The sequence below is a fragment of the Paenibacillus sp. AK121 genome, from assembly GCF_019042715.1.
GTDB classification, from domain to species: domain Bacteria; phylum Bacillota; class Bacilli; order Paenibacillales; family Paenibacillaceae; genus Paenibacillus; species Paenibacillus polymyxa_C.
The window spans coordinates 172,924-194,694 of record NZ_JAHPJM010000006.1; the positions used below are offsets into that span (position 1 = coordinate 172,924).

Annotated in this window: 23 protein-coding genes; 5 read left to right on the forward strand and 18 right to left on the reverse strand. The window is 48.7% G+C overall.

Features of this window, described 5'->3' with window-relative positions; translation table 11 throughout:
• Positions 1 to 5 precede the first annotated feature (5 nt).
• On the forward strand, positions 6 to 332 hold the full coding sequence (locus tag KSP24_RS13235) for a PTS sugar transporter subunit IIB (protein WP_216975349.1): 327 nt from the start codon (positions 6 to 8) through the stop codon (positions 330 to 332).
• A gap of 69 nt (positions 333 to 401) precedes the next feature.
• Here KSP24_RS13235 and KSP24_RS13240 read toward each other — a convergent pair whose 3' ends face one another.
• Positions 402 to 1,331, reverse strand: a complete 930-nt coding sequence (locus tag KSP24_RS13240; RefSeq protein WP_216975351.1) for an NAD-dependent epimerase/dehydratase family protein — start codon at positions 1,329 to 1,331, stop codon at positions 402 to 404.
• 362 nt (positions 1,332 to 1,693) lie between these two features.
• Here KSP24_RS13240 and KSP24_RS13245 point away from each other — a divergent pair, with 362 nt between their 5' ends.
• From KSP24_RS13245 to KSP24_RS13260, 4 genes are all read left to right on the forward strand, one after another.
• Positions 1,694 to 2,896 (forward strand): glycosyltransferase family 4 protein, encoded by a 1,203-nt coding sequence (locus KSP24_RS13245; protein ID WP_216975353.1) that lies wholly within the window; start codon positions 1,694 to 1,696, stop codon positions 2,894 to 2,896.
• A 211-nt stretch (positions 2,897 to 3,107) separates the two neighbouring features.
• Entirely contained in the window at positions 3,108 to 3,824 is a 717-nt protein-coding gene (locus tag KSP24_RS13250; protein ID WP_090738371.1) for a glycosyltransferase, read from the forward strand.
• Between the two features lie 12 nt (positions 3,825 to 3,836).
• Positions 3,837 to 5,231, forward strand: coding sequence for a glycosyltransferase family 2 protein (locus KSP24_RS13255; protein ID WP_129549915.1), 1,395 nt, complete (start codon positions 3,837 to 3,839; stop codon positions 5,229 to 5,231).
• A gap of 211 nt (positions 5,232 to 5,442) precedes the next feature.
• Positions 5,443 to 5,835 (forward strand): hypothetical protein, encoded by a 393-nt coding sequence (locus KSP24_RS13260; protein ID WP_216975355.1) that lies wholly within the window; start codon positions 5,443 to 5,445, stop codon positions 5,833 to 5,835.
• A gap of 151 nt (positions 5,836 to 5,986) precedes the next feature.
• Here the strand turns inward: KSP24_RS13260 and KSP24_RS13265 are convergent, their stop codons facing one another.
• The 17 genes from KSP24_RS13265 to KSP24_RS13345 all read right to left on the reverse strand — a co-directional run bounded on the left by KSP24_RS13265 (position 5,987) and on the right by KSP24_RS13345 (position 21,239).
• Positions 5,987 to 6,706: a glycosyltransferase gene (locus KSP24_RS13265; RefSeq protein ID WP_216975357.1), complete on the reverse strand. Its 720-nt coding sequence runs from the start codon at positions 6,704 to 6,706 to the stop codon at positions 5,987 to 5,989.
• Positions 6,703 to 7,731 (reverse strand): NAD-dependent epimerase/dehydratase family protein, encoded by a 1,029-nt coding sequence (locus tag KSP24_RS13270; RefSeq protein ID WP_216975360.1) that lies wholly within the window; start codon positions 7,729 to 7,731, stop codon positions 6,703 to 6,705. The genes KSP24_RS13265 and KSP24_RS13270 overlap by 4 nt, the downstream gene beginning before the upstream one ends.
• Positions 7,692 to 8,546, reverse strand: a complete 855-nt coding sequence (locus tag KSP24_RS13275; protein WP_216975361.1) for a dTDP-4-dehydrorhamnose reductase family protein — start codon at positions 8,544 to 8,546, stop codon at positions 7,692 to 7,694. The genes KSP24_RS13270 and KSP24_RS13275 overlap by 40 nt, the downstream gene beginning before the upstream one ends.
• Complete coding sequence (locus tag KSP24_RS13280; RefSeq protein ID WP_025675920.1) at positions 8,543 to 9,529, reverse strand: polysaccharide biosynthesis protein; 987 nt, start codon at positions 9,527 to 9,529, stop codon at positions 8,543 to 8,545. The genes KSP24_RS13275 and KSP24_RS13280 overlap by 4 nt, the downstream gene beginning before the upstream one ends.
• Positions 9,522 to 10,613 (reverse strand): non-hydrolyzing UDP-N-acetylglucosamine 2-epimerase, encoded by a 1,092-nt coding sequence (gene wecB / locus KSP24_RS13285; protein ID WP_216975363.1) that lies wholly within the window; start codon positions 10,611 to 10,613, stop codon positions 9,522 to 9,524. The genes KSP24_RS13280 and wecB overlap by 8 nt, the downstream gene beginning before the upstream one ends.
• A 145-nt stretch (positions 10,614 to 10,758) precedes the next feature.
• On the reverse strand, positions 10,759 to 12,384 hold the full coding sequence (locus tag KSP24_RS13290; protein ID WP_137079173.1) for a glycosyltransferase: 1,626 nt from the start codon (positions 12,382 to 12,384) through the stop codon (positions 10,759 to 10,761).
• 59 nt (positions 12,385 to 12,443) lie between these two features.
• Positions 12,444 to 13,577 (reverse strand): CgeB family protein, encoded by a 1,134-nt coding sequence (locus KSP24_RS13295; protein ID WP_090738366.1) that lies wholly within the window; start codon positions 13,575 to 13,577, stop codon positions 12,444 to 12,446.
• A gap of 33 nt (positions 13,578 to 13,610) precedes the next feature.
• Positions 13,611 to 14,702, reverse strand: coding sequence for a CgeB family protein (locus tag KSP24_RS13300; RefSeq protein WP_013372830.1), 1,092 nt, complete (start codon positions 14,700 to 14,702; stop codon positions 13,611 to 13,613).
• Positions 14,703 to 14,883: 181 nt separating this feature from the next.
• The gene (locus KSP24_RS13305) at positions 14,884 to 15,243 is read right to left on the reverse strand and encodes a FliH/SctL family protein (protein WP_155617182.1); all 360 of its coding nucleotides are present in this window, start codon (positions 15,241 to 15,243) and stop codon (positions 14,884 to 14,886) included.
• Entirely contained in the window at positions 15,191 to 15,541 is a 351-nt protein-coding gene (locus tag KSP24_RS13310) for a hypothetical protein (protein WP_129549923.1), read from the reverse strand. Before KSP24_RS13310 ends, KSP24_RS13305 begins: the two co-directional genes overlap by 53 nt.
• Positions 15,541 to 15,873, reverse strand: a complete 333-nt coding sequence (locus KSP24_RS13315; RefSeq protein ID WP_013372833.1) for an alpha-helical endospore appendage domain-containing protein — start codon at positions 15,871 to 15,873, stop codon at positions 15,541 to 15,543. The genes KSP24_RS13310 and KSP24_RS13315 overlap by 1 nt, the downstream gene beginning before the upstream one ends.
• Before the next feature lie 29 nt (positions 15,874 to 15,902).
• Positions 15,903 to 16,190 (reverse strand): hypothetical protein, encoded by a 288-nt coding sequence (locus KSP24_RS13320; protein ID WP_013372834.1) that lies wholly within the window; start codon positions 16,188 to 16,190, stop codon positions 15,903 to 15,905.
• A gap of 117 nt (positions 16,191 to 16,307) precedes the next feature.
• Positions 16,308 to 17,771 carry a glycosyltransferase family 2 protein gene (locus KSP24_RS13325; protein WP_216975365.1) on the reverse strand — a complete coding sequence of 488 codons (1,464 nt, stop codon included), beginning with the start codon at positions 17,769 to 17,771 and terminating at the stop codon, positions 16,308 to 16,310.
• A 72-nt stretch (positions 17,772 to 17,843) separates the two neighbouring features.
• Positions 17,844 to 18,575 (reverse strand): sugar phosphate nucleotidyltransferase, encoded by a 732-nt coding sequence (locus tag KSP24_RS13330; protein WP_058830443.1) that lies wholly within the window; start codon positions 18,573 to 18,575, stop codon positions 17,844 to 17,846.
• Complete coding sequence (locus tag KSP24_RS13335) at positions 18,572 to 19,372, reverse strand: glycosyltransferase family 2 protein (RefSeq protein ID WP_216975367.1); 801 nt, start codon at positions 19,370 to 19,372, stop codon at positions 18,572 to 18,574. Before KSP24_RS13335 ends, KSP24_RS13330 begins: the two co-directional genes overlap by 4 nt.
• Positions 19,369 to 20,304: a glycosyltransferase family 2 protein gene (locus tag KSP24_RS13340; protein WP_216975369.1), complete on the reverse strand. Its 936-nt coding sequence runs from the start codon at positions 20,302 to 20,304 to the stop codon at positions 19,369 to 19,371. The genes KSP24_RS13335 and KSP24_RS13340 overlap by 4 nt, the downstream gene beginning before the upstream one ends.
• The gene (locus KSP24_RS13345) at positions 20,301 to 21,239 is read right to left on the reverse strand and encodes a glycosyltransferase family 2 protein (protein WP_216975370.1); all 939 of its coding nucleotides are present in this window, start codon (positions 21,237 to 21,239) and stop codon (positions 20,301 to 20,303) included. Before KSP24_RS13345 ends, KSP24_RS13340 begins: the two co-directional genes overlap by 4 nt.
• Positions 21,240 to 21,771: the final 532 nt, after the last annotated feature.

The window sequence follows — 21,771 nt, forward strand, 5'->3', positions numbered from 1 at the left end:
TTGATATGAAAAAAATCATTCTGGCATGCTCTGCGGGTATGTCCACATCCATTCTGGTTTCCAAGATGAAAAAAGAAGCCGCAGCGAGATCCATAGAATTGAACATCGAAGCGATCCCCGAAAGCACTATTAAGGAAGAGCTGGAAGGCATGACAGAGCCTGTGATTGCTATTTTACTCGGACCTCAGGTGCGAATGCGTAAAAAGCCAGTAACTGAAATTGCAGCTCCCTATGGCATCCCTGTAGATGTTATTGACACGTTGGCTTACGGTAGAGGAAACGGTGCGGCTGTCCTCGATCAAGCCTTCAAGCTGGCTAGCGAGAACCTATAATTTTTGTTCAAACTGAAAAGAGGCTGAGAGTTCCCTCAGTCTCTTTTTTGATCCTCACGCTCGTTAGCCCTAGATGCCTTCTTTGTCTGTGCCCATACTGCTCACATACGTTTCCTTTAGACCGGCAGAGATGCCAAATAGCGGTTCCCAATGAAGCCAATGTCTGGCGACTGCGTTGCTAAGACAGCTATGGTGAATGTCTCCCGCCCGCGCCGGTGAATACACAGGCCGCACAGACGAACCGTGCAGCTTTAGTAAATCATAGGCCAGCCGATTGATGGACGTCGTTCGTCCCGTACTTACATGCACTGTGCGTTGATCCGCTGCATGTATAGCCGCCATATTGGCTCGGACTACATCCTTGACGTACACAAAGTCACGAGTTTGCGTCCCGTCGCCGTGAATGAGCAAGGGGCTGCCTTTTTTCAGCCGGTCCATAAAAATAGCGACTACACCGCCCTCTCCCTTCGCGGCCTGGCCGGGGCCATACACATTTCCGTAACGCAAAATCGTGTAGTTCAAGCCGTACAAGCGATAAAAAAGCCGAATATACGATTCTGCGGTCAGCTTGGACAGTCCGTAGCCTGAAATGGGCTCCACAGGATCGTCTTCCTGAATACATTGCTTTTGCAGCTCTCCGTATACGCCGGATGTGGAGGCAAATATGATTTTCGACACACCCGCTTCACGACAAGCCTGCAACAAATGGATCGTCCCCAGCACATTCACATCCGCATCCTCGTCGGGGTGATGGATGGATTGCTGCACATCAGCCTGTGCAGCCAAATGAAACACAATGTCCGGGCTTTCCCGAATTAGCAGCGTCCTGGCTTCAGAGCTGCGAATATCTGCAATATGCATGACCGCGCGCGGATCTACATTTGCAGCATTCCCGGTCGTCAGATTATCCAGCACATGTACTCTGATGCCCGAGTCAGCAAGCGCACGTACCAGCTGGGAACCAATAAACCCTGCTCCCCCGGTGACCAAAGCCTTCACTAGTGCCCCTCCTTTCAAACCTGAACGGGTCGGCGCTTGGGCCTTACCAGCAACTACGGAGACAGATGCATCCCTCACGTTGTTATGACAGCATGACAGGCCCATATGTGCTCCCCTCTTCGCATTATTTTATGCGTTGCTCCATAGCTTGGCGCAGGCGCAAGCACACACAGGCACCAAAAACGATCATTTCACACACATGAGTGCTCACATAAAAATTCAAACTGTTATATATGACTACCTTGCAATGAATAATACATGGGTGAATGGTCGTGTCGACAGATAGACATTGCTCATATAGTAAATTACCTATCCAAAGGAGGTGACAATCATACCCGAGAAGTGCATAGGGTATGTAGCCCGTGAGCGTAAAGTCTAAGGTTATGTTATTCTCACATATTTGCCATCCGGCTCGAATGTCGGGTGCCGAGAAATGGCTACTTTTTTTAGCTAAAACCCTTAGCGAGCAGTATGAGGTTGTGCTGGTTGTTCCCTGTTGCGGCATGCTGTCAATAGAAGCAGAAACTAAGGGGATACGTATAGCCATTCAAGATTCTCCACTGCTATGGTCTTTGTATGAATCATCGCCAGCTATGCATCAGGAATTTGCAAAACAAGAATCTTCTAATTACTACCAATCCCTATTAACACTTCTGCACGTTCACAGACCGGATTGGGTGATGGTTAACACATCGGTTAATGCATTGCCTGCGGCTGCGGCAAAAAAAGCAGGAATTCCCGTTGTTTGGATAATAGACGAAATCTTGTATCCAGGTGTACATCAGATTGATGCAGTACGGATGGTAAATCATTATGCAGATTGGATTATCGGTATATCGGAAGCAGTACTTGCACCTTTTAAGGGTTCAATAGTTAATAATAAAAATAGGCTTATATATCCTTCCTGGAATGATGCTGAATTGCACCCTGAAAGGTGGGAGGAAAATCGTCGTTGTCTGAGGGGAGCCCATAATATCGGCGACCACGAAACGCTAATAGGACTCATAAGCGGAATGATCTCCGTCCATAAAGGAATTGATCAATTTATCTATATGGCCGATATGCTAATGTCACACTTTCCTCAAGTGAAATTTCTTATTGCCGGAAGTCCAGAAATAACAGAATACTTCAATAAATGCAAAGCATTGGCGTATTCAACATTAGATCCATCTCGCATTATATTTCATTCGTTCGAAAGCCACATTGAACAATTATACCCTGCGCTTGATATCGTAGTCGTACCTAGCATGATTGATGAAGGCTTTGGAATGACTGCTCTTGAAGGGATGATATTCGGCAAACCAGTAGTTGCTTATGACTCAGCAGGACTTGGTGAGCTACTCAAAAATACGGGTAATGAGAAGTTTTTAGTGCCTAAAGGTGATGTGGGCGGACTTTGGCAAATAGTTGTTGACCTCCTTCAAAATAAAGAGCGCATGTTGGAAATAGGAACTAAAAATCGCAAGGCATCCATAGATTCTTTCGGCATAGATATATTCCAAAACCGGTTTAATAACTTGCTTCAGGAAATTGACGCTGCCGTTTATGGTTTGAACCAGCAATAAAAAGTTCAATCACCAATTAGATCATAACGTATATCTGTGCACTCTAATTTAAAAAAGGGGCAGTTACATTAATTAGATGTAAATTGCCTCTTTTTCCTTTAAATAAACTCCCCAAAATGAAGTACCACGGGCAATCGTCCACAATTATGAATTCGTTTTAACATACCGTATGATGGGGAGAAAGCACATGAAGATTGCGGGGTGAGGAAACGTGGAATCGTTGCCGAAAGTGAGTGTCATCATTCCCTTTTTCAACTGTCCGTACGTAGATCAGGCTGTAGCCAGCGTCTTAAATCAAACTTATCCGAATATCGAAATTATTGTTGTAGATGATGGGTCAACTATGCACCAGGAACGTTTGATCCCTTATATGGATCGCATTTATTATCTAGGAAAGATGAACGGCGGCACGGCAACTGCGCTCAATTATGGTATACAAATGTCCACCGGAAAGTATACTGTTTGGCTTAGTTCAGACGATATGTTTTATTCGACCAAAATTGAACGTCAAGTGAATTTTATGGAGCAACATCAAGCTGAGGTCAGTTTCACCGATTATCATGTCATTAACAAAGCAAACGAGGTAATATGTCACAATGCAACTGCCAAATTTACGACAGTACGTTCCTTTATTGAGGCATTTTCTTCCTACTGCCCGTTAAATGGCTGTACGGTGATGATGAAAAAGGATTATGTTCGTAACATTGGATACTTCAATGAGAAGCTGTTATACACTCATGATTATGATTTTTGGATTCGTGTAGTATTGAACCATACAGAATTTCACTATTTAGATGAGCCTCTCACTGCCTACCGTCGTCATGAACAAATGGGTACGGTCCAGCATTACCAAGCTATTGTACAGGAATTAGAAACCATCAGACAGACATATCAGAACCAATTACAAGTGGTTCTGAATACTCTTTAAGGAGAGAATTTTATGCTGGTCAGTATCGTTATCCTTACGTTAAACAACTGGAAACTAACAGAACGGTGTCTGGATAGCATCGTGCGCTACACTACCATTCCTTACGAATTGATCTGTATTGACAATGGATCGACAGACGGTACTCAACATCAACTACGTCGTCGGGAGAATGTACGTTTAATTGAGAATGAAACTAACCGTGGATTTGCAGCAGCTTGTAATCAAGGTATTAAAGCATCTATAGGGGATACTATTCTCCTGCTCAATAATGACACGATGGTATCTCACCATTGGCTGGAAAATTTAATTCATGCACTTTTTAGCTCAGCGGATATTGGCATTGTCGGTCCTGTGTCCAATATGGTGATGCCAATGCAACGCCTTCCCATGTCCTATTCAACCACAGAGACATATCATGAATTCAGCAAAAATTTTAATGTCACTAATCCCTCACTTTGGCGGGATGCAACGGCTTTAAGCGGATTTTGTATGTTATTCCGTCGTCAATTGATAAGTCAGATCGGGTATTTAGACGAAGCATTCCCGGGAGGTGGCTATGAAGATATTGATTTCGGGTATCGGACACTAAAAAAGGGATTAAGGCTCCTCATCGCAGGAGACAGTCATGTCCATCATGAGGGTAACGCAAGTTTTACACATAATTCAATCGATATAGTTGAATGGGGACAGAGAAATCGCCGAATATTTCTAAGAAAATGGAATTTTAACCCTGAACGCCTCATTTATACATTAGATGAATACTTTTTCCCCGGACAGTTTGCTGCGGGGCATCCGCACCATCGACCTAAGGATTCTTCCTTACCTAATGGAATACTCATTCGAGATTCCAAAGGAAATATTTATCAAATCGAGAAAGGACTGAAGCGGCCTGTCGAGTCGCTTGATACTTTTCATGCTCTTCATTTTCGTCTTGATCGGGTAATCCAGCTGTCGGATAGCACGGTGACCAGCATCCCCGACGGCAAGCCGTTACTGCATAATGGCCAACTTCGAGAGCATTTCCCAGCGGTTTACATCGCCAGAGATCCCATGAACGGTATGCACCTGATCAGCCATGGTCTGCGCTATCCCTTCCGCGATTTCGAATCGTTCCGTTTGCTGGGCTATGAGGTCAACGAATCGATTCCTCTTTCATTCGCGCAACTGGAGACTTTCCCTATTGGTCCACCTATTGATACCAATGTTTTCGAAGAGCATGAGCTGATCGATTACCGGTTGTATATGGGCCCGGATCACGGACTATATTATGCAGAGGGCGGATGGTTGCGACCCATTCCCAGTAAAAGAGAGCTCCATGTGTTCAGATGGCATACACAGCCTCCTATTCCCCTTCCGACGGATGTATTTAACCGAAGCCCACAAGGTCCAATGATCGTGGCTTTATGATGATTAAACTACAGGCTGGTTCTTTATAGAACCAGCCTGTAGTTTAATCATCTTTTCGCGACATACAGCGGTAATAAAAGTCGATGGGCAATGTTAATTGCGGGTACTGGACAAGCCGGAATTCCTTAATTTGTACTAAACACCTCTATATATTAACACACTCTATTACTACTCTTTCTTCATATATTGGTATTACAAGGAGGTGAAAAATATGGCCGTTTTTTCGTTAGGAGCCGTTGAAAACCTTAATCCAGATGGTAGTTTCCATTCGAGTTCTGTTACACTACGTATCACTAATACAACAGCTCTTCCACTCACTCCCATCGTTGTTACTGCTTATAGCGCACCTGGTAGTGCACCAACAGGCACAGTGGCAGTACCGTATTTTACAACCACATTTGCCTTGGGTGCACCAAGGGCAGTAGTCACACTTACGATTCCTACTGTAGTGCCAGCATATCAGATCAACGTTTCATCTCCAGCCTTAGCCCCCGCAATTATCAGTGATATTTCGATTGCGGCGCAAGGAAGAGACGCTGCTGGCAATTTCGTACCAGAGCATGCCTTCCCGTTCGGCGATTGGGCAGTTATTGCTACTGTATAACGGATTGAATCATGATAAAGTTATTGTTTTCTAACTAACATGGTCTCTCTCCCTATCATCATTAGTAATTTGTAATTGGCCTGTGAATCTGCGTGCTCTACACAGGCACTGCAGATCACAGGCTGAAAATTTTTCAATATTTTGATTTGTACTACATAGCTGCAAATCTGTTCAGCAGCTCAGTTAAGCTGGTTCTGTAGCGTGCCTGGGTAATTAAGTATTCCTGTTCAATGACGTGTCGATGCTTTTTCGTTCCCATCTCATCATGCCAGCGGTAGTTTACCAGCAGTTCGTTTAAAAAAGGAAACTCGTATCCTGCCAGTATAACTCTGTACCACATATCCAAATCATGGGTATACGTCAACAGCTCATTGAACAACCCTATCTGCGTAAACAGTTCTTTTTTGAACATAACCGTGCATCCGTTTACCGGGTTACCTTTCAGAAAAAAACGGTAAAATTCCTGTATCGACGGAAGTACCGGTCCCGCCTGGTATCTTGTGATTTGGCTGTATTCATTGATTAAGTTGAAGTTGGTGTGAGAAATATGTGCACCTTGCTCCAGCATAAAGGAAACCTGATTGTTAATTTTATCCTTGTGGAAGGTATCATCCGAGCTGAGCCACGCAATGTATTCACCGTTGGCATGTCGGATGCCGTGATTAAGTGCACTGGCCGTCCCACCGTTTAATTTACCTAAATAATAGATATATTTACGGTAAGGATGAAGCATTTCAGTATGTGTGGTTGAACCATCATCGACGACAATGATTTCAAGCGGGCCGTAGGTTTGCTCCAGTGCGCTTTGCACTGCCTGATCGACGTACCTGCAGTTATAAAACGGAATTACGATCGTTACACTCGGTCTCATCTCGTTTCTTCCTTTCTGGCTCGACTGTAGCCAATCATATCCTTCAGTGATTGCCCTAACGGAATGGTTGGCATCCAGCCCAGTTCCTCTAGTTCCTTTGCCTGATATACATCCGTGGTCGCCTCTTCTGCCACATCTCCCCATTGTATGGCAACAGGGATGTCTGCCAACGCAATCATGCGTTCTGCGATGTCCCCCAACTGCATCATCTTGCCTGAGCAAACAGGGTATACACGCCCCGGAACACCTCGCTCCAGTAGCACGCTATACGCTCGGACAGCATCGCGCACGTCCAGAAAGTCTCGCTGCGCATGCCGTGAAGAAACCTGAAACGGAGTCGGTGCAGAAACGGAAGTGAGGGCAGGGGGCTCTACATTCTGTACGTCTCGCACGCTCTGCTCGGTCCGTGCGATATAGCCTGCCAACAGTGCACAGAAACCGGTGGAGGGACCCGGGCCGATCAGATTGCAAGGCTCCGCCAGCATGACGGATTGATCGAACAGCGCACCCCACGAAAGCGCGACTGCCTCTTGAAGGCTTTTGCTGAGGCTGTACGGGTGCGGAGGATAATACGGTGCCTGCAAAGCCGTCTTTAGGCGAGAACCTGCCACTACAATTCGGACTTTGGGGAAAGAGCGCAGTACATCCAGCAGATACAATGTGGACAGTACATTGGATTCCATGTACAGCAGTGGACTTTGCCATGATTCAGGCACCGAATTTTTACCGCCCAGATGAAGCACATAATCCGGTGCAATTTGGCGGATTACTTCGCCAAGACGTTTCTTATCAAGCAAATCACATACATAAGGCGTGATACAGACGTGAGTGCAGACATCCGGACTAGGATACTCATCATCTCCAGCCAGTGAGGTCAGCTTTGATGCGGAAGCGGCAGTGCGAGTCAGCGCCGCCACCTCCCAGCCGAGCTTTGCAAAATAGAGGCAGGCGTGCATCCCGGTATAGCCTGCCGCTCCGGTAATGACTATGACAGGCCGACGTTGTTCCGCTGTGCTTCTGTCCATTCCAGCAGCTCCTTCAGCATGATGCTGTAGTGAGGAACATCGTAGAGCAGATCGGCCCGGGTAGAACGAAGCGTCCGATCTTGCACCGGCTCATCTTTCGGCACGATCCGAATATCCTCCCTCTTCCAGATGTCTTTGAACAGCAGTAGCAAATCATGTTTACTGATCGGTTCGGGGTGAACCAGATGAATGAGTCCGTCTAGCGGCTCATTCATAAGCACCTGTATCGCTTTAGCCAATTCCAGTGTCGTGACTCCGTTCCAAAAGACACGGCGATATCCGTCAACATCTCCGCTCTGCTGCAAAAACCAGTGCAGCAGACCAATGCCTTCCCTCCGAATTTCCGGACCGACAATAGAGGTACGAATAGTCAGATGCCCTGCCGCCTTTACTTCTCCGAGTATTTTCGTCACAGCATAGGCGCTTGTCCCGTCAGGTTGATCCGTCTCCTTGTACAAACCAGGAGCACGCTTTCCCTCGAATACACAATCCGTGCTGATATGAATGAGTCGGGCACCGATGCTGTCCGCCGTCCACCGGAGAAGATGCGGCAACAGTCCATTGATTTGGTATGCTGTAATCTGATCCTCCCCGGCATACTGATTCAGCACACCCACCGCGTTGATGATGACGTCTGGCCGCACACTACGAACCAACTGCTCTACCATAAAGCTGTCTCTTACATCCAGCAGCAGACCGCCTTTATTTTCGGGATCACGGGTGGTATAGAAGACGTTATGCCCGCCCTGATTTTGAAAATAATCGACCAGGACATGGCCCGCCATGCCGTTACCACCCAAAATAAGCAGCTTCATTTAATGAACCCCCCGCTCCGGAGGATAGTTCGAATTTCCTCTTTTGACATCAGATTGAACTCCGAGCTAAAGCTGCTAAATGATACCGGAGGACAATGACTATAACGGTCTCTTAATTGGGGGATGTTCAGCGTTGGGAGAATGACCAAATATTGCTCGTCATACACAACCGTTGTCAGACTTTCAAAGTTACTCATCAAAATCTCATGAATTTTTTCGCCGGGACGGACACCTTGCTCTACAATTTCTACGTTTTCCACGCCCGAATCTTCAATGAGCACCTCAGCCAAATCCAAAATACGACAGGTTGGCATGGTCATGATAAAAATTTCCCCGCCGACACTTTCCACCGAGGCTTTGAACAGGAGACTGATCGCATCACGCAGGGTCAGGAAAAAACGGGTCATTTTCATATCCGTAATAGAAACCTTCCCCTTTTGGCGAATCTGGTTTTGAAACAGATGCACTACGCTTCCGTTTGTGCCCAATACATTACCGCCTCGTACCGTCACGAACCGTGTATCACTATTCAGCAGATTGGCGTAGACAATCAGTTTTTCTCCAATCGCCTTGGTCATACCGTAAAAATTGGACGGATTCGCGGCTTTGTCAGTCGATATATATATAACTTTCTTTACCTGATTGGCGACAGCGGCCTCAATCACGTTTTGGGTGCCTACGACATTGGTTTTGAGTGCTTCATAGGGCTGATCCTCACAGACAGGTACGTGCTTGAGAGCCGCCAAATGAAACACATAGTCCACACCCTGACAAGCGGTAACCAGCGCGTCCTTATCCCGGATATCTCCAATACAGAAGCTGAGCCGTTCATCCTCAAACTGCCTGTTCATGGCAACCTGACTCGATTCTCCACGTGAATAGATAATGACCTCTTTGGGGTTACGCGGCAGTAACTGGGTAACCAGCTCATGCCCCCAAGAGCCGGTACCGCCGGTAACCAAGATACGTTGGTTTTCAAACATGCCGTTTCCCTCCAAGCAAAAATTTGACTACCTTATCCGATACATCTTCCGCCAGATAGCCTGCGGGACACTGCCACTTATGGTTCATCCCGGTCATTATAGCTACCGCATTTGCTATAACCTCGCCATCAAGACCGGACACGATATTGCTGCCGCAATCTACCGTTTCCGGCCGTTCGGTCGTACGACGCATCGTGACGGTCGGCACCCCCATGACACAGCATTCTTCCTGTACGGTGCCGCTGTCCGTCAAAGCGCAGCGGGCATGCCGCTCCAGCAGAACGAAGTCAAAAAAGCCGAACGGCTCGTGAAATTCTACCAGCGGATCAAGCTGGATCGGCGGGTGGCTTGCGATCCGAGCGGCGGTGCGGGGATGGATACTGCAAATGACCCGCTGCCCGAACTGCCGGGCTACCCGGTTAAGACCATCCAATATAGCCAGCAAATGCGGTGGATGGTCGACATTTTCAGCTCTGTGGGCAGTGACCAGGAAATATTTCCCCGGCGACAATCCTAACTTTTTCAAAATTTCGCTTCCAGTTATCTCTTTCTCATAGTGCTGCATTACTTCATAGATCGGATTTCCAGTCAGTATAATTCGTTGGCTTGGAAAGCCTTCACGCAGTAGGTGCTGCTTGCTTTGCTCTGTATACGGCATATTAATAGCAGAAATCGCGTCGATGACGCGCCGGTTCTTCTCCTCCGGCACATCCAGATCATAACAGCGGTTCCCAGCCTCCATATGCACAACTGGGTAACCCATACGTTCCGCTAGCAGGGCACATAAGGCGCTGTTCGTATCACCGAGCAATAGTACATGATCTGGGCGTTCCTTGTTTAAAATGTCCTCCATCTGCGAGTACATGGCAGACAGTTGTTTGCCCAGCGTTCCCGCTTTCTCCTGAAGCACATAATCCGGGGCGCGCAAACCCAGCTCGCGGAAGAATTGTCCGCTTAGGCTTTCCGTATAATTTTGGCCCGTATGCACAAGCACATGTTCATCTGCATAGTGGTCCAGCTTCGGAATAATCAGGCTGAGCCGTATAATCTCCGGTCTTGTGCCGAGCACGGTCAATATTTTCATGGTTTTGGAACCCACCTTTGCTGTCGTTGTTTCATTGAATTGTGGAGTTCAATGAATAATAGCCATCCAGCAGACTGGCTGCGCTCCGACTTATCGTTCATCTCAAGCGGTCCGGCGTATTTCACCCGGACCGTTGTTTGGAATGCTATCTGGCCTTGAGTGTGACTCGCTTCTGCTTGTGCGCTTTCGATCGCCTTGACTGGAGCTTGAATTTCCGCTTGAGCTTCTGTCTGGACTTGGATTTTCGATATAATGGGGACCCGTGAATTTTCTTGAGACGGCTTCTGCCAGCGCTTCTCTTGTACCTGCGACTCCGCAGTTTGGTATGCTTGCGGCCCTTTGGGCATCTTGCCCGAATACTACGTTTGCGGCGAGGCAACTCAGATGTTGGCTCAGGCAAAGGGGGGACTGGTTGTGGCAAACCCTGAATGGCTGCATATTCGATTGGCGGCAGACCCAGCACCGGCAGTTGATTAACGACCGATTCGGGAAATTCTCGAACGGTGTTGAGATAAGCCTCCGGTATTGCAGTGACCTGACGCAGGCCTTCGCCTTCCCTCGTCCATACAGGACCACCCGGCTGCTGAATCAACGGGAACCAATGCGGATGATGACATACCCATTGACTGACCATGACGTGCAGACTGCTTCGGTAGGAATCAGGTCCGTAGACACGCGTAGCCGCACTGTTGTTACGCACACCAATTCGTTCCGCTTCCTCGGAATGATCGAGCAGATAGCCTACTTTTTGCGCCAGCATATCGCTGTTGCCTGGCTCTACCAAAAAATCTGCATTTCCGGTCGCCTCCATTAATTCCACAAGTCCGCCCTGCGCAAAGGCTACTACGGGCTTGCCGTACACCAGACCCTCCAGAGCCGTCATACCAAAGCCTTCCTCCACCATACTAGGGATCACCACAATATCCATTGCGCTATAGGCTGTTGAAACAGATTCCTCGAATGAACTAAATTGGAAGCGGCGGCTATAACGAGACTGGCGAATCAAAGAGACACATTTTACGTAATACTCGGAATCCACTGAGCTACCGATGATCCAGAAACGGCACCGTGAATTGGTTTCACACAGCTTTAGAGCCATATGGACAAAAGGCAATAGCCCTTTGGCTTCGTAGATAAAGGAAGAAATATAACCAATGCAGATATGAAAATCTCGCAGTCCCAGCTTTTCACGTTTCCTTCTCCGCTCCAGCACATACTCTTTGGGAGACGGCATATTCATATCCCGGCAAGGAGGCAACATCGTATGCGGACGTGTCAATCCCCCGCCATGCAAAGGGCGCATAACAGCCTGCGAAATGCCAATGACCCACTGGCTATAACGCTCGATAATCGAAACAGAAATCGGCGTATGCGCATTCTGGTTAATGACCTCGGTTATTTTCCAGATAACCGGGATATTAAGCTCTTGGGCAACCATTGCGGGCATGACGTTCACACAGGTATTGACCAGCACCACATCAGGTCGAGCATGCCGAAGCATCTGTTGCAGTGGTGCATACGCCACATGGTTCCGCAAATTCTCCGCATCCTGCGCCAATCCCTCATAGGGGGTATACATGCCATGCAGCATGAACAAATTCTGAGTCTGAACAGCTATCCCGCGCTTGCGGGCCATTGAGGTCAGCCGCCCTTCACCAGGCGTTACGAGAATGCAATCGAAATACGTACGCATGTCTAGACAAAAATGCAGTAGCAGCTTTTCCGCCCCTGTAATACTGCGGACGTTGCTGACATGGCTGAATAGCATCATTTTCGGCTTGATTGGAGTTCACCTCCTTTAAAATAGCAACCATCGTCATGTGAATTATCTTATGGGAAGATGACCGATAGCATTTGGTCAATCCGGTGACCATACGTGTGCTCCCGCAGGGTTCGTTCCAGAGCACGCAGAGCAATCTCACGGCGCTCCTTTTCGTGCGTCAAATAAAACTCAACCTTCTCCAGCAGTTCCTGCTGAGAACTGTAAGTTTCAATCTCTTCCCCTGGCTTGTAAAAACGAGCCAGATCGTCTCTTGTATCCGTCAGTTGCAACGTCCCGCTGGCGGAAATTTCAAACGTGCGAGGATTTGGCGAAATCCCCGGAATTTTCAGTGAGTTGTTGTTCACCGAATCATCCTGATGGGAACGATGAAGATTAATTACGATTTTGCTGCCGTTATACGTATCATTGGTCTCGCCCGGAGACATCCAGCGGCCCAGCTCAATTTTGTCACCATACGACTGATAATCCGGAAGACGATCCCACCAGATTCCATTGATTTTAATGTTGCGGGCCATGAGCTGCGGCATAATCGGATTGAAGAAATAGATGCGATTCCAGTAGGCTGAGCCTGTAAATCCAATCTCACGTCGCACTGAAGCAGGCGAGCTGAGTGGAAAATAGTGAGTCAAAAATGCCCCGAATGGCAAGTAGTGCACCGACGTGCAGCCCAATTGACGATACAGTTCTATACAGTTCATTTCTAAGGTGAACACATAATCATAATTCGTCACCATTTTGGTCGTCGTATCGGTGTAATAGGGATCGTCCGTCAGCCAGATGGCAGTGGGAATGCCCAACTGGCGTACTGCAGCAACCTGCTCTAACGGTAGATCCATCCCATCCAGTGCCAGCATCAGATTCGGACGAAGCTGAGCAGCAATATCTCCTACCGGCTGGCGCGGGTCTGTTACGGTAACCTGAGCCGTCATGCTCTGCAATGTGGTAATGACCGCCTCATCCAGCGGAGAATACGGAAGGCCTTTGCCCGAGACGACATACAGTACATGGATCTGTCGAAAAGGGAACGTTGCTTTTGTTCGCGAGACAATCGCGTTAGCGCGTCCGCGCAGGTATCCCTCGTCGTATCCGTCATGGATCCCCGCAGCTCTCCCCTTCTCCCAGGAGGCCGCCGCCGTCTGGTGAACAGCTGGGTCATACGGTCCTGTCGTAGATATCGTCATCACTTTCACTCCTCACTGTTTATGGTGTTTACTTTAGGCCATCGCCTTGTCCAGCAATTCTTCCATACGATTCGAGTACCTATGCTTTTGCATGGTGGTGTGCAGTGCGCGCCAAGCTATGCGTTCGCGTTCCCAGTCATGCTTGAGATAATAGTCCAGCTTCACTTTCAGTTCCTCTGCTCCCGAGAAGGTCTCAATGTCATAGCCTGGTTGGTAATAACGGCTCAGATCCTTCCGCACATCCGTCATTTGAAGCGTCCCGCAAGCAGAAATTTCGTATGTCCGAGGATTGATGGACTCCGCTGACAACTGATGTGTATTCCGATTATCCAGTCCGGGGTCTGTCGGGCGGTGCATATTGATGACAATTTTGGAACCGTTATAATATCGAGCGGTCTCTTCCGGCTCCATAAAACCCGGACGGATAAAGCGTTCCAGCACATCCCGCCGGGTCAGCCGATCCCAGTGCCCACCTACGATCAGCACTCTTTTATCCGCCAAGAAGGGAGCAAGGTAGTCAAACAGCTTCACACGGTTCCAGAAGGCATTTCCAATGAAGCAAATATCATGCTGATGTTCACGTTCTACCCGCCGGGGATAAAAGATACGGGCTGACACAGCAAGCGGCATATAGTGGACCCTCGTTACTCCCTGATCACGATAAAACGGCAGACAAGAATTTTCATGCGTAAAAACGACATCGTAGGATTGACAGATCAACGCCGTATCCTCCGTAAAGTAGGGATCATCTACAAACCATATGGCCGTCCGAATGCCCATGGCTCGTATTTGTTGTACCTGCTCCAGATGATCGTCCGGAAACACATGCAGCCCATTCATGACCAGTACGAGATCTGGACGGTGAGCCTTAGCGTCAGCCAGCATCGTGGCAGGAGTACCGATGGCGCACGAGCTGCATATTTGGCTTAATGCCTCTTGCACACCTGTGTCTATAGCTACGAAACCTTGCGGAATATACAACACTTTCAACTGGCGAACAGCAGGTTGTATTGCCACGACCTGTGACAGAGCAGCCGTGCAACCGCCCATTCTGCGTCCTTCCCGATAGCCGCATCGGTATGCTTCGCGTTCATTTCCGCTTCGTTGATCATTCACATCCTTCACCCTGTCCTGTTGTAGGATAAACTTCTGTCACTCCTAAACTATATGCACAGGGGTCAAACGCATCATGGACGACTGCCACTGCCCGGACAAAATTGGCGTTTGCCCGTCCAACTGCCCAAACGCAAATAACCCCGAAGCTGCTAGGCTTCGGGGGTTAACCGTAATAGATGATTTTCATAGTTTACTGTGCCTTGTAAGCGACCTGGTGGCCATCTTCATAACCTTTGGCAAAGCCTGAATTGAAACCCTCATTGTAAGCAGCATCATATCCCTGCTGGAATGCCTGCGGGTCATGCTCTAATGCAACAGGAACGGGTTGTGGGTTCTCCGCAGAAGGAGCTGCGGCCGGGTTAGCTTGAGGTTTTTTCCGCCGCCGCAGAAGAGAACGTCTTCTACGTACTGAATTAAGCCCCCTTTTACGGCGTCTAAGAGCAAGCAGACGTCTTCTTCTCCGTTTTAATCTACGAATGCTAGAACGCCGGGCATCTTTACGTCTTTTGCGGGCTTTGTCTCGAGCTGTGCGTTCCCACCTTGTACTCATTTTCACTCCTCCTTTGCTTTCTCGTCTTGGTTTCATTTTTTTGAACAGGCACATGGAGCCATGGCTTCGTTGGTTTCCCATATACCTGTCTTCTCAAAGGAATACCCGCCAACATTTTCGTGATTTCTCCCTGGTAGTTGCTGAGTATACGGATGGTCTCTTCCAGACGGGGAGCCGACATATCCGCATGGGGCGTCAAGTCCGCAAGACTGGTCAGCATCCGGGCAACGGCGTGCTGGCTGGCAGCAATAGACTCCATCATATCCAGCTTAATCTCACGTTCACGCCTCATGCTCATTAGTTCATATCCCCCGAGCCCATGCCTCCCATCATCCCTTCCATTCCGCCACCCTGCTGCTCATCCTGGTCCAGCAATGCTTTGAGATTACTGCATAGTCCAGTCTGAAGCCGGGTTAATCCCTCCAGCATTTCCACCATCTGCTCGTGAATTTCCAAAGGCCGTCCCAACTGCTCTTCATCGGTGTCAAATGCGTGAGGCGCCAGATGGTTCAGCGTCCAATTACGCATTTTTTCTGCTTCGACCGCCTTGGCCTCCAGAATCATAGACACATTCCGCTGCATCTTAGAGGCTGCGTCCAGCATGTGAATCATTGCTTTTTCCCTACTCATGTGTTCACTCCCTACCCTCGATTGTTACACTACTCCTCTTCCGGGTATGCCGTCTCCTTCACGACACGAACGAGCATTTCAGCCATTGCTTCCTGAAGGTCGGCAATACCGTTCAAATAGGCAACAATGCTTTTGTTTACTTGTCCCGAGCTATCAATAATGCCCGGAATTCCATCAAAACGCGGCTCCTCATCCGGCAGTTCATGTATGATCTGTGCCATGCGCACGACCACCTGCCGTTCCGCATCCAGCAGCCTCGACATCTGCTGCTGCGAGTGCGAAATATGGATCAGCAAATCATCTAACTCGTTATGCATAAGCCCCTCCTTTATGTGTTCCGCCGTGCGGAACGCACGAAATACCTACGGGCTTTCCGCTACTACAGCGTATGCCGCAGCGAGTAGTCGGTTCCGCCTAAAAAAGCCTATTCGACATCACAAATGCCCTCGTAGCACTGGTGGAGCAATAATAGGTTGCTTCTCCGTCAATGCCGACAATTCTTCGGAGGACAAAAACTGAATTGGATAGTCCTCAGCCCGCCAGCTCATCACAGCGTAGAGGGTCAGAAACGGTCTTTTCCAACCGTTGCCGATTTGGTACAGTTGCCCACCTTCAGCATACAGTAACTCGATCCATCGCTTGCGTTGAGCCGGGATATGAAGTGTGGGCAACATGGACATGTTTCCCAGCTCAGGAGCCGCCAGCACAGGCAAGGGTTCCTCATGCGCCACAGCTACAGGGGGGGCATCAGCGGCGCCGGACACCATCGCCTCCGGCTCATCTGCCAAGGGAAGCGCCAATAAATCAAGCTGAGACACTCTAACGGGATGCACGTATTTACCTCCCGCAGCACTGGCTTCATGCAGCAGCCGCCTACTTCCCGGCTCTATCCGAAATACTGCGCCGGACGGTCCCTGAACAAGCGCTCCGACGGGATAAAAGCTTGCTGCTGATAAGTGTGCTTCCTTACTTGATAATCCTTGGCCGTCTGGCTCTGCTGTTCCAAATTCCGGGTGGTGGAACAGCTTATCCGCGTCCCCCCACTTTTGGACAAAAAAGGATCGGTTCCGGCTTCCTTCCTCCGTTGAACCGATTCTTTCGGTCGTTTGAGGAAAACCATAAACCGTATCCCGATCACTTTCTACAAAATGGATAAACGCATCTCCGGCAATTGTCATACGTATCCCCAACAAGCGTACGCGCAGCAACCAATCTGCATGGGCTTCCTCAATACTGTGGCACCCTTCATCCCAGTATCCCGTCTTTACCAAAGTTTCTCTACGTAGTAGTAGACAAAATGCGGCCAGGCTTTCAGTCTCTCGCCATGCATCCGGGTTGGGAATATTATGGGCCATGGCAAATGGACGCACTTCATTTTTATTCATATCAGGAACCTCAACCTGCTGTTCTCCGAATGGACCATTCGTTACAGGACCGACAACTCCCATACGCGAATCGCTGTATAAACAGCTCATCAACCGGTCCAGCCAGCCAGGAGTCACCATCGAGTTTGGGTCCAGTACGACAATAGTTGTACCTTTTGCCATCATCAGTCCCTGATTCAAACTGCCGATCATCTGAACATCCTTTGTTAACAGCGCATAGCGTACAGCGATGCTTTTACGGAGCAAATAGGTAGGTGTCCCGTCCGTCGAGCCGCAGTCTACCACAATAATTTCGTGAGGATGGCTCGTATTCTCCTCAATATGGTGAATGCAAGCACGGAGCTGTTGAAGCTGATTACAGGACGGAATGATAATACTTACGCCTTCAAAAATCTTGCCGAACGAAGCCTGCCCCAACTTCCTGCCTTGTTCCTGGCCCCTGTTATATCCTGACCAATAGCCCTTCTTTCCGAGCCGTTTGCTGTGTTTCCTTTGCGTACTCAGGCGTTTCATGCCGTTCACTCCTCCGGGTGGCATTATGCCTATACTATATGCCTGGCCCGGCTGAATGGTGTTTCAGTGAAATCAAGGTAGAAGTCCCTTCATTTTCACTCCAGCTTCCTGAAGGGAATCGAAGGTTCCTGCGTCGCTCCAGTAGCGCCGTAAAATATCGTATTCCAGCTTGCCTTCAGCAGCATAACAGTTGTTAACATCGGTGATCTCAAGCTCACCACGTGCCGAAGGCGCTATTTCCCGGATCTTATCAAATACGGCAGTATCGTACATATAGATACCCGTAACGCAATATTTGGACTGGGGATGCTGCGGCTTTTCTTCAATCCGCGTAATACTCTCCGGGCGCTCGGGATCAAACACGGGCACCCCGTAACGACGGGCATCTGCCACCTTTTTCAGCAAGACCCTGGCGCTCCCCGGTGGCTGTTGTTTGAAGCGTTCGATGACAGGTCCCAAGTCTTCCTTGAACAAATTATCACCTAGCAAAACAGTAAACTTCTCTTCTAACTGCATGTAGCTTCTTGCCAATTCGAGAGCTTGCGCAATGCCGCCCGCTTTTTCTTGAATCCGGTATGTCAATTGGACACCATAATCACTGCCGCTGCCTAAAAAATCAGTGTACAGTCCGGCCGATTGTTTACCAATAATAATGAGCATATCGGTAATCCCCGCTTGCCGTAGCCTTTCGATACCATATACGATCATGGGATACTTGCCGACTGGAAGCAGATGCTTGTTGAGTAATGTAGTCAACGGATGAAGACGCGACCCGGTTCCTCCTGCGAGAATAATCCCTTTCATATCTTCCTTCCTCCTTCGACAGCATGTTCAGTGCATGGGATCGCAGCGTTCCCAGTTTCAATGAACATTCTGGGATCTATGCTCCATTTTTCTATAAATAATCGATAGTTCCGCTCGATCAGCTCTTCGAGCCAAGAAGTTTCCGAGCGCGAGAAACTCGCATTTCCCTGGTGATAGACAAAACAGTCGTTGCACATGAGCAGCTTATAGCCATGTACGCGTGCACGCAGACAATAATCGTCATCCTCATAATGTCCGGGGCTGAATCGTTCATCCAGCCATCCAATCCGTTCCAGCAGCTCACGCCGGAACAACAGACAAAACCCGACTAGCCGCTTGACCTCTTGCCATCTGGAGGGATTGCTTATATTATTCTGCTCCGCATATCTCAGACAGCTGGCGAAATCTCCTTCTATTCCATGAATCTGCTGAATACCGCTGATGTAATTCGTCACCGGTCCCACCAGTCCCACTGTGCTTTCACTGTGCAAAGCAGCCAACATATTCGATAGCCATCCCCGTGTAACCGTCACATCATTGTTTAAAATGACGAATTGATCGCCCGAAGCCAGACGGAGCCCCATATTACAAGCTGCCGGAAAGCCCCTGTTTTCAGGAAGACGTATGCTGATTAGCCGCTCGGATGCACAAAAATCATCCGTCCCGTCATTCGAAGCGTTGTCCACAACAATAATTTCATACGGTGCATCTATCGTATGTGTTCGAATCGCCTCGATACACGGCTTTAATAAATGAAGGCCATTATAAGTCGGAATAATGATGCTCGTCAGACTCATCGTGCATTCCTCCCTTTGGCAACGTCTACCCGTGTTGGAACAGGCCCGAGCAGAGAATACCCGGCTACCTGAAACACTGCCGTCAGCGCCTCTGCATGATCGCCGATGATTAACTGCTCCATAGCGTTCCCTTTCCCGACATTGAAGGTCCGCTTGCGGTTTGTTTTAATCACATCGACAGCATGTACTGCTGCCACGATCATGCCATGCAGAATCGCCATCGCGTGGGCCTTCGGCGGTACCGCAAGCACGGCTGGCCCAAGTTGATTCAGCACACGCCGTGATAATGCATGCGGCACAGCGGTCAATGAGCTTGCTCCAAGATCCGACCTGCGCAATACTCGGTTCAGAAACCCTTTGCACCGTGTTACGCTGTCCTGTTGGGTATAAGGAGGCAAATGTCTGCCCAGATCATTAAGCGCCACATCCGTTCCCTGATCGACCTCTTGAAGAAAAGGCAGCAAATCAGACGCTGGAATCGGCAAATCTCCGTCCACGAACAACACAATATCAGCCTGCGTCAGACGTGCGCCTATCGCACGGCCAACATCATGCCCCAGGCGATCCGGTACGTCAACGAGAGTCGCACCAGGATGACGTTTGGCTACGGCGGAGCGCGTACCATCCGTACAGCCGTTCAATACAACAATGATATCCGCAAGCGGAAGTTTCTCCAGCTCGCCCAGTACCCGGTCAATCGTAGCCTCCTCATTACAGACGCTGACCACGGCTGCTGCAGTCCCCTGCAATACTATATCACTGGGGGCTTCACGTTCCTCGGTCAGATTGACTTCGGGTATTTCTTGCGCCCGAGGGGTGGGTTTTCTCACCCGGCGGCTATGCATCGAAGCCGTCGTTTCTCGTTTTCGCTGTACACGTCTTAGCCCCCAGCCCGGGTCTTCACGCTTTCTTCTGCGATACGCTCTAGTCACGTTTTCACCTCATCTCTGATCCGTTTGCGCTCCAAATCCGTATATCCCGCACGTGCTCCCAGACGTGATGTAAGCCAGGCAATGGCATCCAGGTGATCCTGGACAATTACACCTGCCAGCGGGTCCTTGCCGTTCTGTTTTTTACGTGTTGCGTTCATTCTACCGACAGCTATTCCATGTACAGTCACCACTCGCAACCCGGAGACGATGGACATCACTTGAAATAGCGGAGGTTTTTCCAAGGACTTTAGACCTATTTCCTTTAAAGCCTTTTGACTTATGGCATGTGGAATACCAGTCATAGAGGCTCCCCCTAAATCAGCACGATTCGACAAGATATTCAATACATGCTTTGCCTCAACTACAGGATGTATGGGCGTGCGATTCACAGGTCCATGGTAATCATTCAGCACCACATCCGCTCCTGCACATACGGCCTGTATAAATGGCCGAAGTCTGACGCAGGGAATGACGATATCACCATCCAGAAAAAGCAGGATCTGTCCGGATGCCGCCTCCGCTCCAATACGACGGCCAACATCATGTCCGAGCGGTTCCGGGAAGGAAAGTACACGAGCCCCCGCCGCCGCAGCTACCTTCGCCGTTCTATCGTGTGATCCATTCTCAACAACGATAACCTCTGTTTGTGGATGGACATGGCGCGCTTCGCGAATCACAGCTCCGATTGTTCTTTGCTCATTCATGGCCGGAATAATGACAGATACGAGAACCTTTCCCACTGATGGCGGTTCAGATGGCCGCGCTCCGCCGATCTGTGTCCCTCTCTCCGTATCGAGAACCTCGCTCTTATCAGGGGTTATCGGCTTCTTATCCATGTTCGGCATTCGGAATGGCAGCCACATCTTAGAATGATAGTAAGCCCTGGAATGCCTCCTCCGATTGGTCTTGAATCCAGCTCTTCCACGCTTTTTCATGCTCCCGTCTCACCCCCCTTGCTGCTGTATAGATGAACAGCATGATTAGGACAGTTCAACATAACCTATGCGGTCCAAACGCCGTGTGTAACGGCAAGCGTGGAGTCTTTTCGACACAGCAATTTTCGACTTTATTTTACAAAACTTATTATTCCTATTAAATAAATGAGTTTTTAGGGTCTAAAGAATCATTTTGGATAAATTTGTTACATAGATCTTCTCGTCCGTCATTCTCTGTGCTAATATCAGAGCCAGATGATGGGAGTTCGAAAAATCAACTTTTGTTTTTTTTGCATAAGGCAACTTTTTTCCATTATCCGCTTTTATTCCACTATCTTTGTATACGACAGGAAGGGAGGAGTTTGTTACCTTTTTAGGCTACTTGCTTCAAATGCAGTACCCTCTTTTCACGCACGCTTCATGAATAACACTTCGGTATTTCTCTTCATGTTCCATTCTTCTACCCCAGACGACAACACGACCTACATAAATGGCGTAATGCCTTATTTAAAACAGGATAATTCATCCTGAC

What these genes read in the sequence shown, in the direction of transcription:
- KSP24_RS13235 (WP_216975349.1), top strand. Translation starts at nt 6, where the DNA reads ATGAAAAAAATCATTCTGGCATGCTCTGCGGGTATGTCCACATCCATT.
- KSP24_RS13255 (WP_129549915.1), top strand. Translation starts at nt 3,837, where the DNA reads ATGCTGGTCAGTATCGTTATCCTTACGTTAAACAACTGGAAACTAACA.
- KSP24_RS13260 (WP_216975355.1), top strand. Translation starts at nt 5,443, where the DNA reads ATGGCCGTTTTTTCGTTAGGAGCCGTTGAAAACCTTAATCCAGATGGT.
- KSP24_RS13265 (WP_216975357.1), bottom strand. Translation starts at nt 6,706, where the DNA reads ATGAGACCGAGTGTAACGATCGTAATTCCGTTTTATAACTGCAGGTAC.
- KSP24_RS13270 (WP_216975360.1), bottom strand. Translation starts at nt 7,731, where the DNA reads ATGGACAGAAGCACAGCGGAACAACGTCGGCCTGTCATAGTCATTACC.
- KSP24_RS13275 (WP_216975361.1), bottom strand. Translation starts at nt 8,546, where the DNA reads ATGAAGCTGCTTATTTTGGGTGGTAACGGCATGGCGGGCCATGTCCTG.
- KSP24_RS13280 (WP_025675920.1), bottom strand. Translation starts at nt 9,529, where the DNA reads ATGTTTGAAAACCAACGTATCTTGGTTACCGGCGGTACCGGCTCTTGG.
- wecB (WP_216975363.1), bottom strand. Translation starts at nt 10,613, where the DNA reads ATGAAAATATTGACCGTGCTCGGCACAAGACCGGAGATTATACGGCTC.
- KSP24_RS13290 (WP_137079173.1), bottom strand. Translation starts at nt 12,384, where the DNA reads ATGATGCTATTCAGCCATGTCAGCAACGTCCGCAGTATTACAGGGGCG.
- KSP24_RS13295 (WP_090738366.1), bottom strand. Translation starts at nt 13,577, where the DNA reads ATGACGATATCTACGACAGGACCGTATGACCCAGCTGTTCACCAGACG.
- KSP24_RS13305 (WP_155617182.1), bottom strand. Translation starts at nt 15,243, where the DNA reads ATGAGTACAAGGTGGGAACGCACAGCTCGAGACAAAGCCCGCAAAAGA.
- KSP24_RS13310 (WP_129549923.1), bottom strand. Translation starts at nt 15,541, where the DNA reads ATGAGCATGAGGCGTGAACGTGAGATTAAGCTGGATATGATGGAGTCT.
- KSP24_RS13315 (WP_013372833.1), bottom strand. Translation starts at nt 15,873, where the DNA reads ATGAGTAGGGAAAAAGCAATGATTCACATGCTGGACGCAGCCTCTAAG.
- KSP24_RS13320 (WP_013372834.1), bottom strand. Translation starts at nt 16,190, where the DNA reads ATGCATAACGAGTTAGATGATTTGCTGATCCATATTTCGCACTCGCAG.
- KSP24_RS13325 (WP_216975365.1), bottom strand. Translation starts at nt 17,771, where the DNA reads ATGAAACGCCTGAGTACGCAAAGGAAACACAGCAAACGGCTCGGAAAG.
- KSP24_RS13330 (WP_058830443.1), bottom strand. Translation starts at nt 18,575, where the DNA reads ATGAAAGGGATTATTCTCGCAGGAGGAACCGGGTCGCGTCTTCATCCG.
- KSP24_RS13335 (WP_216975367.1), bottom strand. Translation starts at nt 19,372, where the DNA reads ATGAGTCTGACGAGCATCATTATTCCGACTTATAATGGCCTTCATTTA.
- KSP24_RS13345 (WP_216975370.1), bottom strand. Translation starts at nt 21,239, where the DNA reads ATGAAAAAGCGTGGAAGAGCTGGATTCAAGACCAATCGGAGGAGGCAT.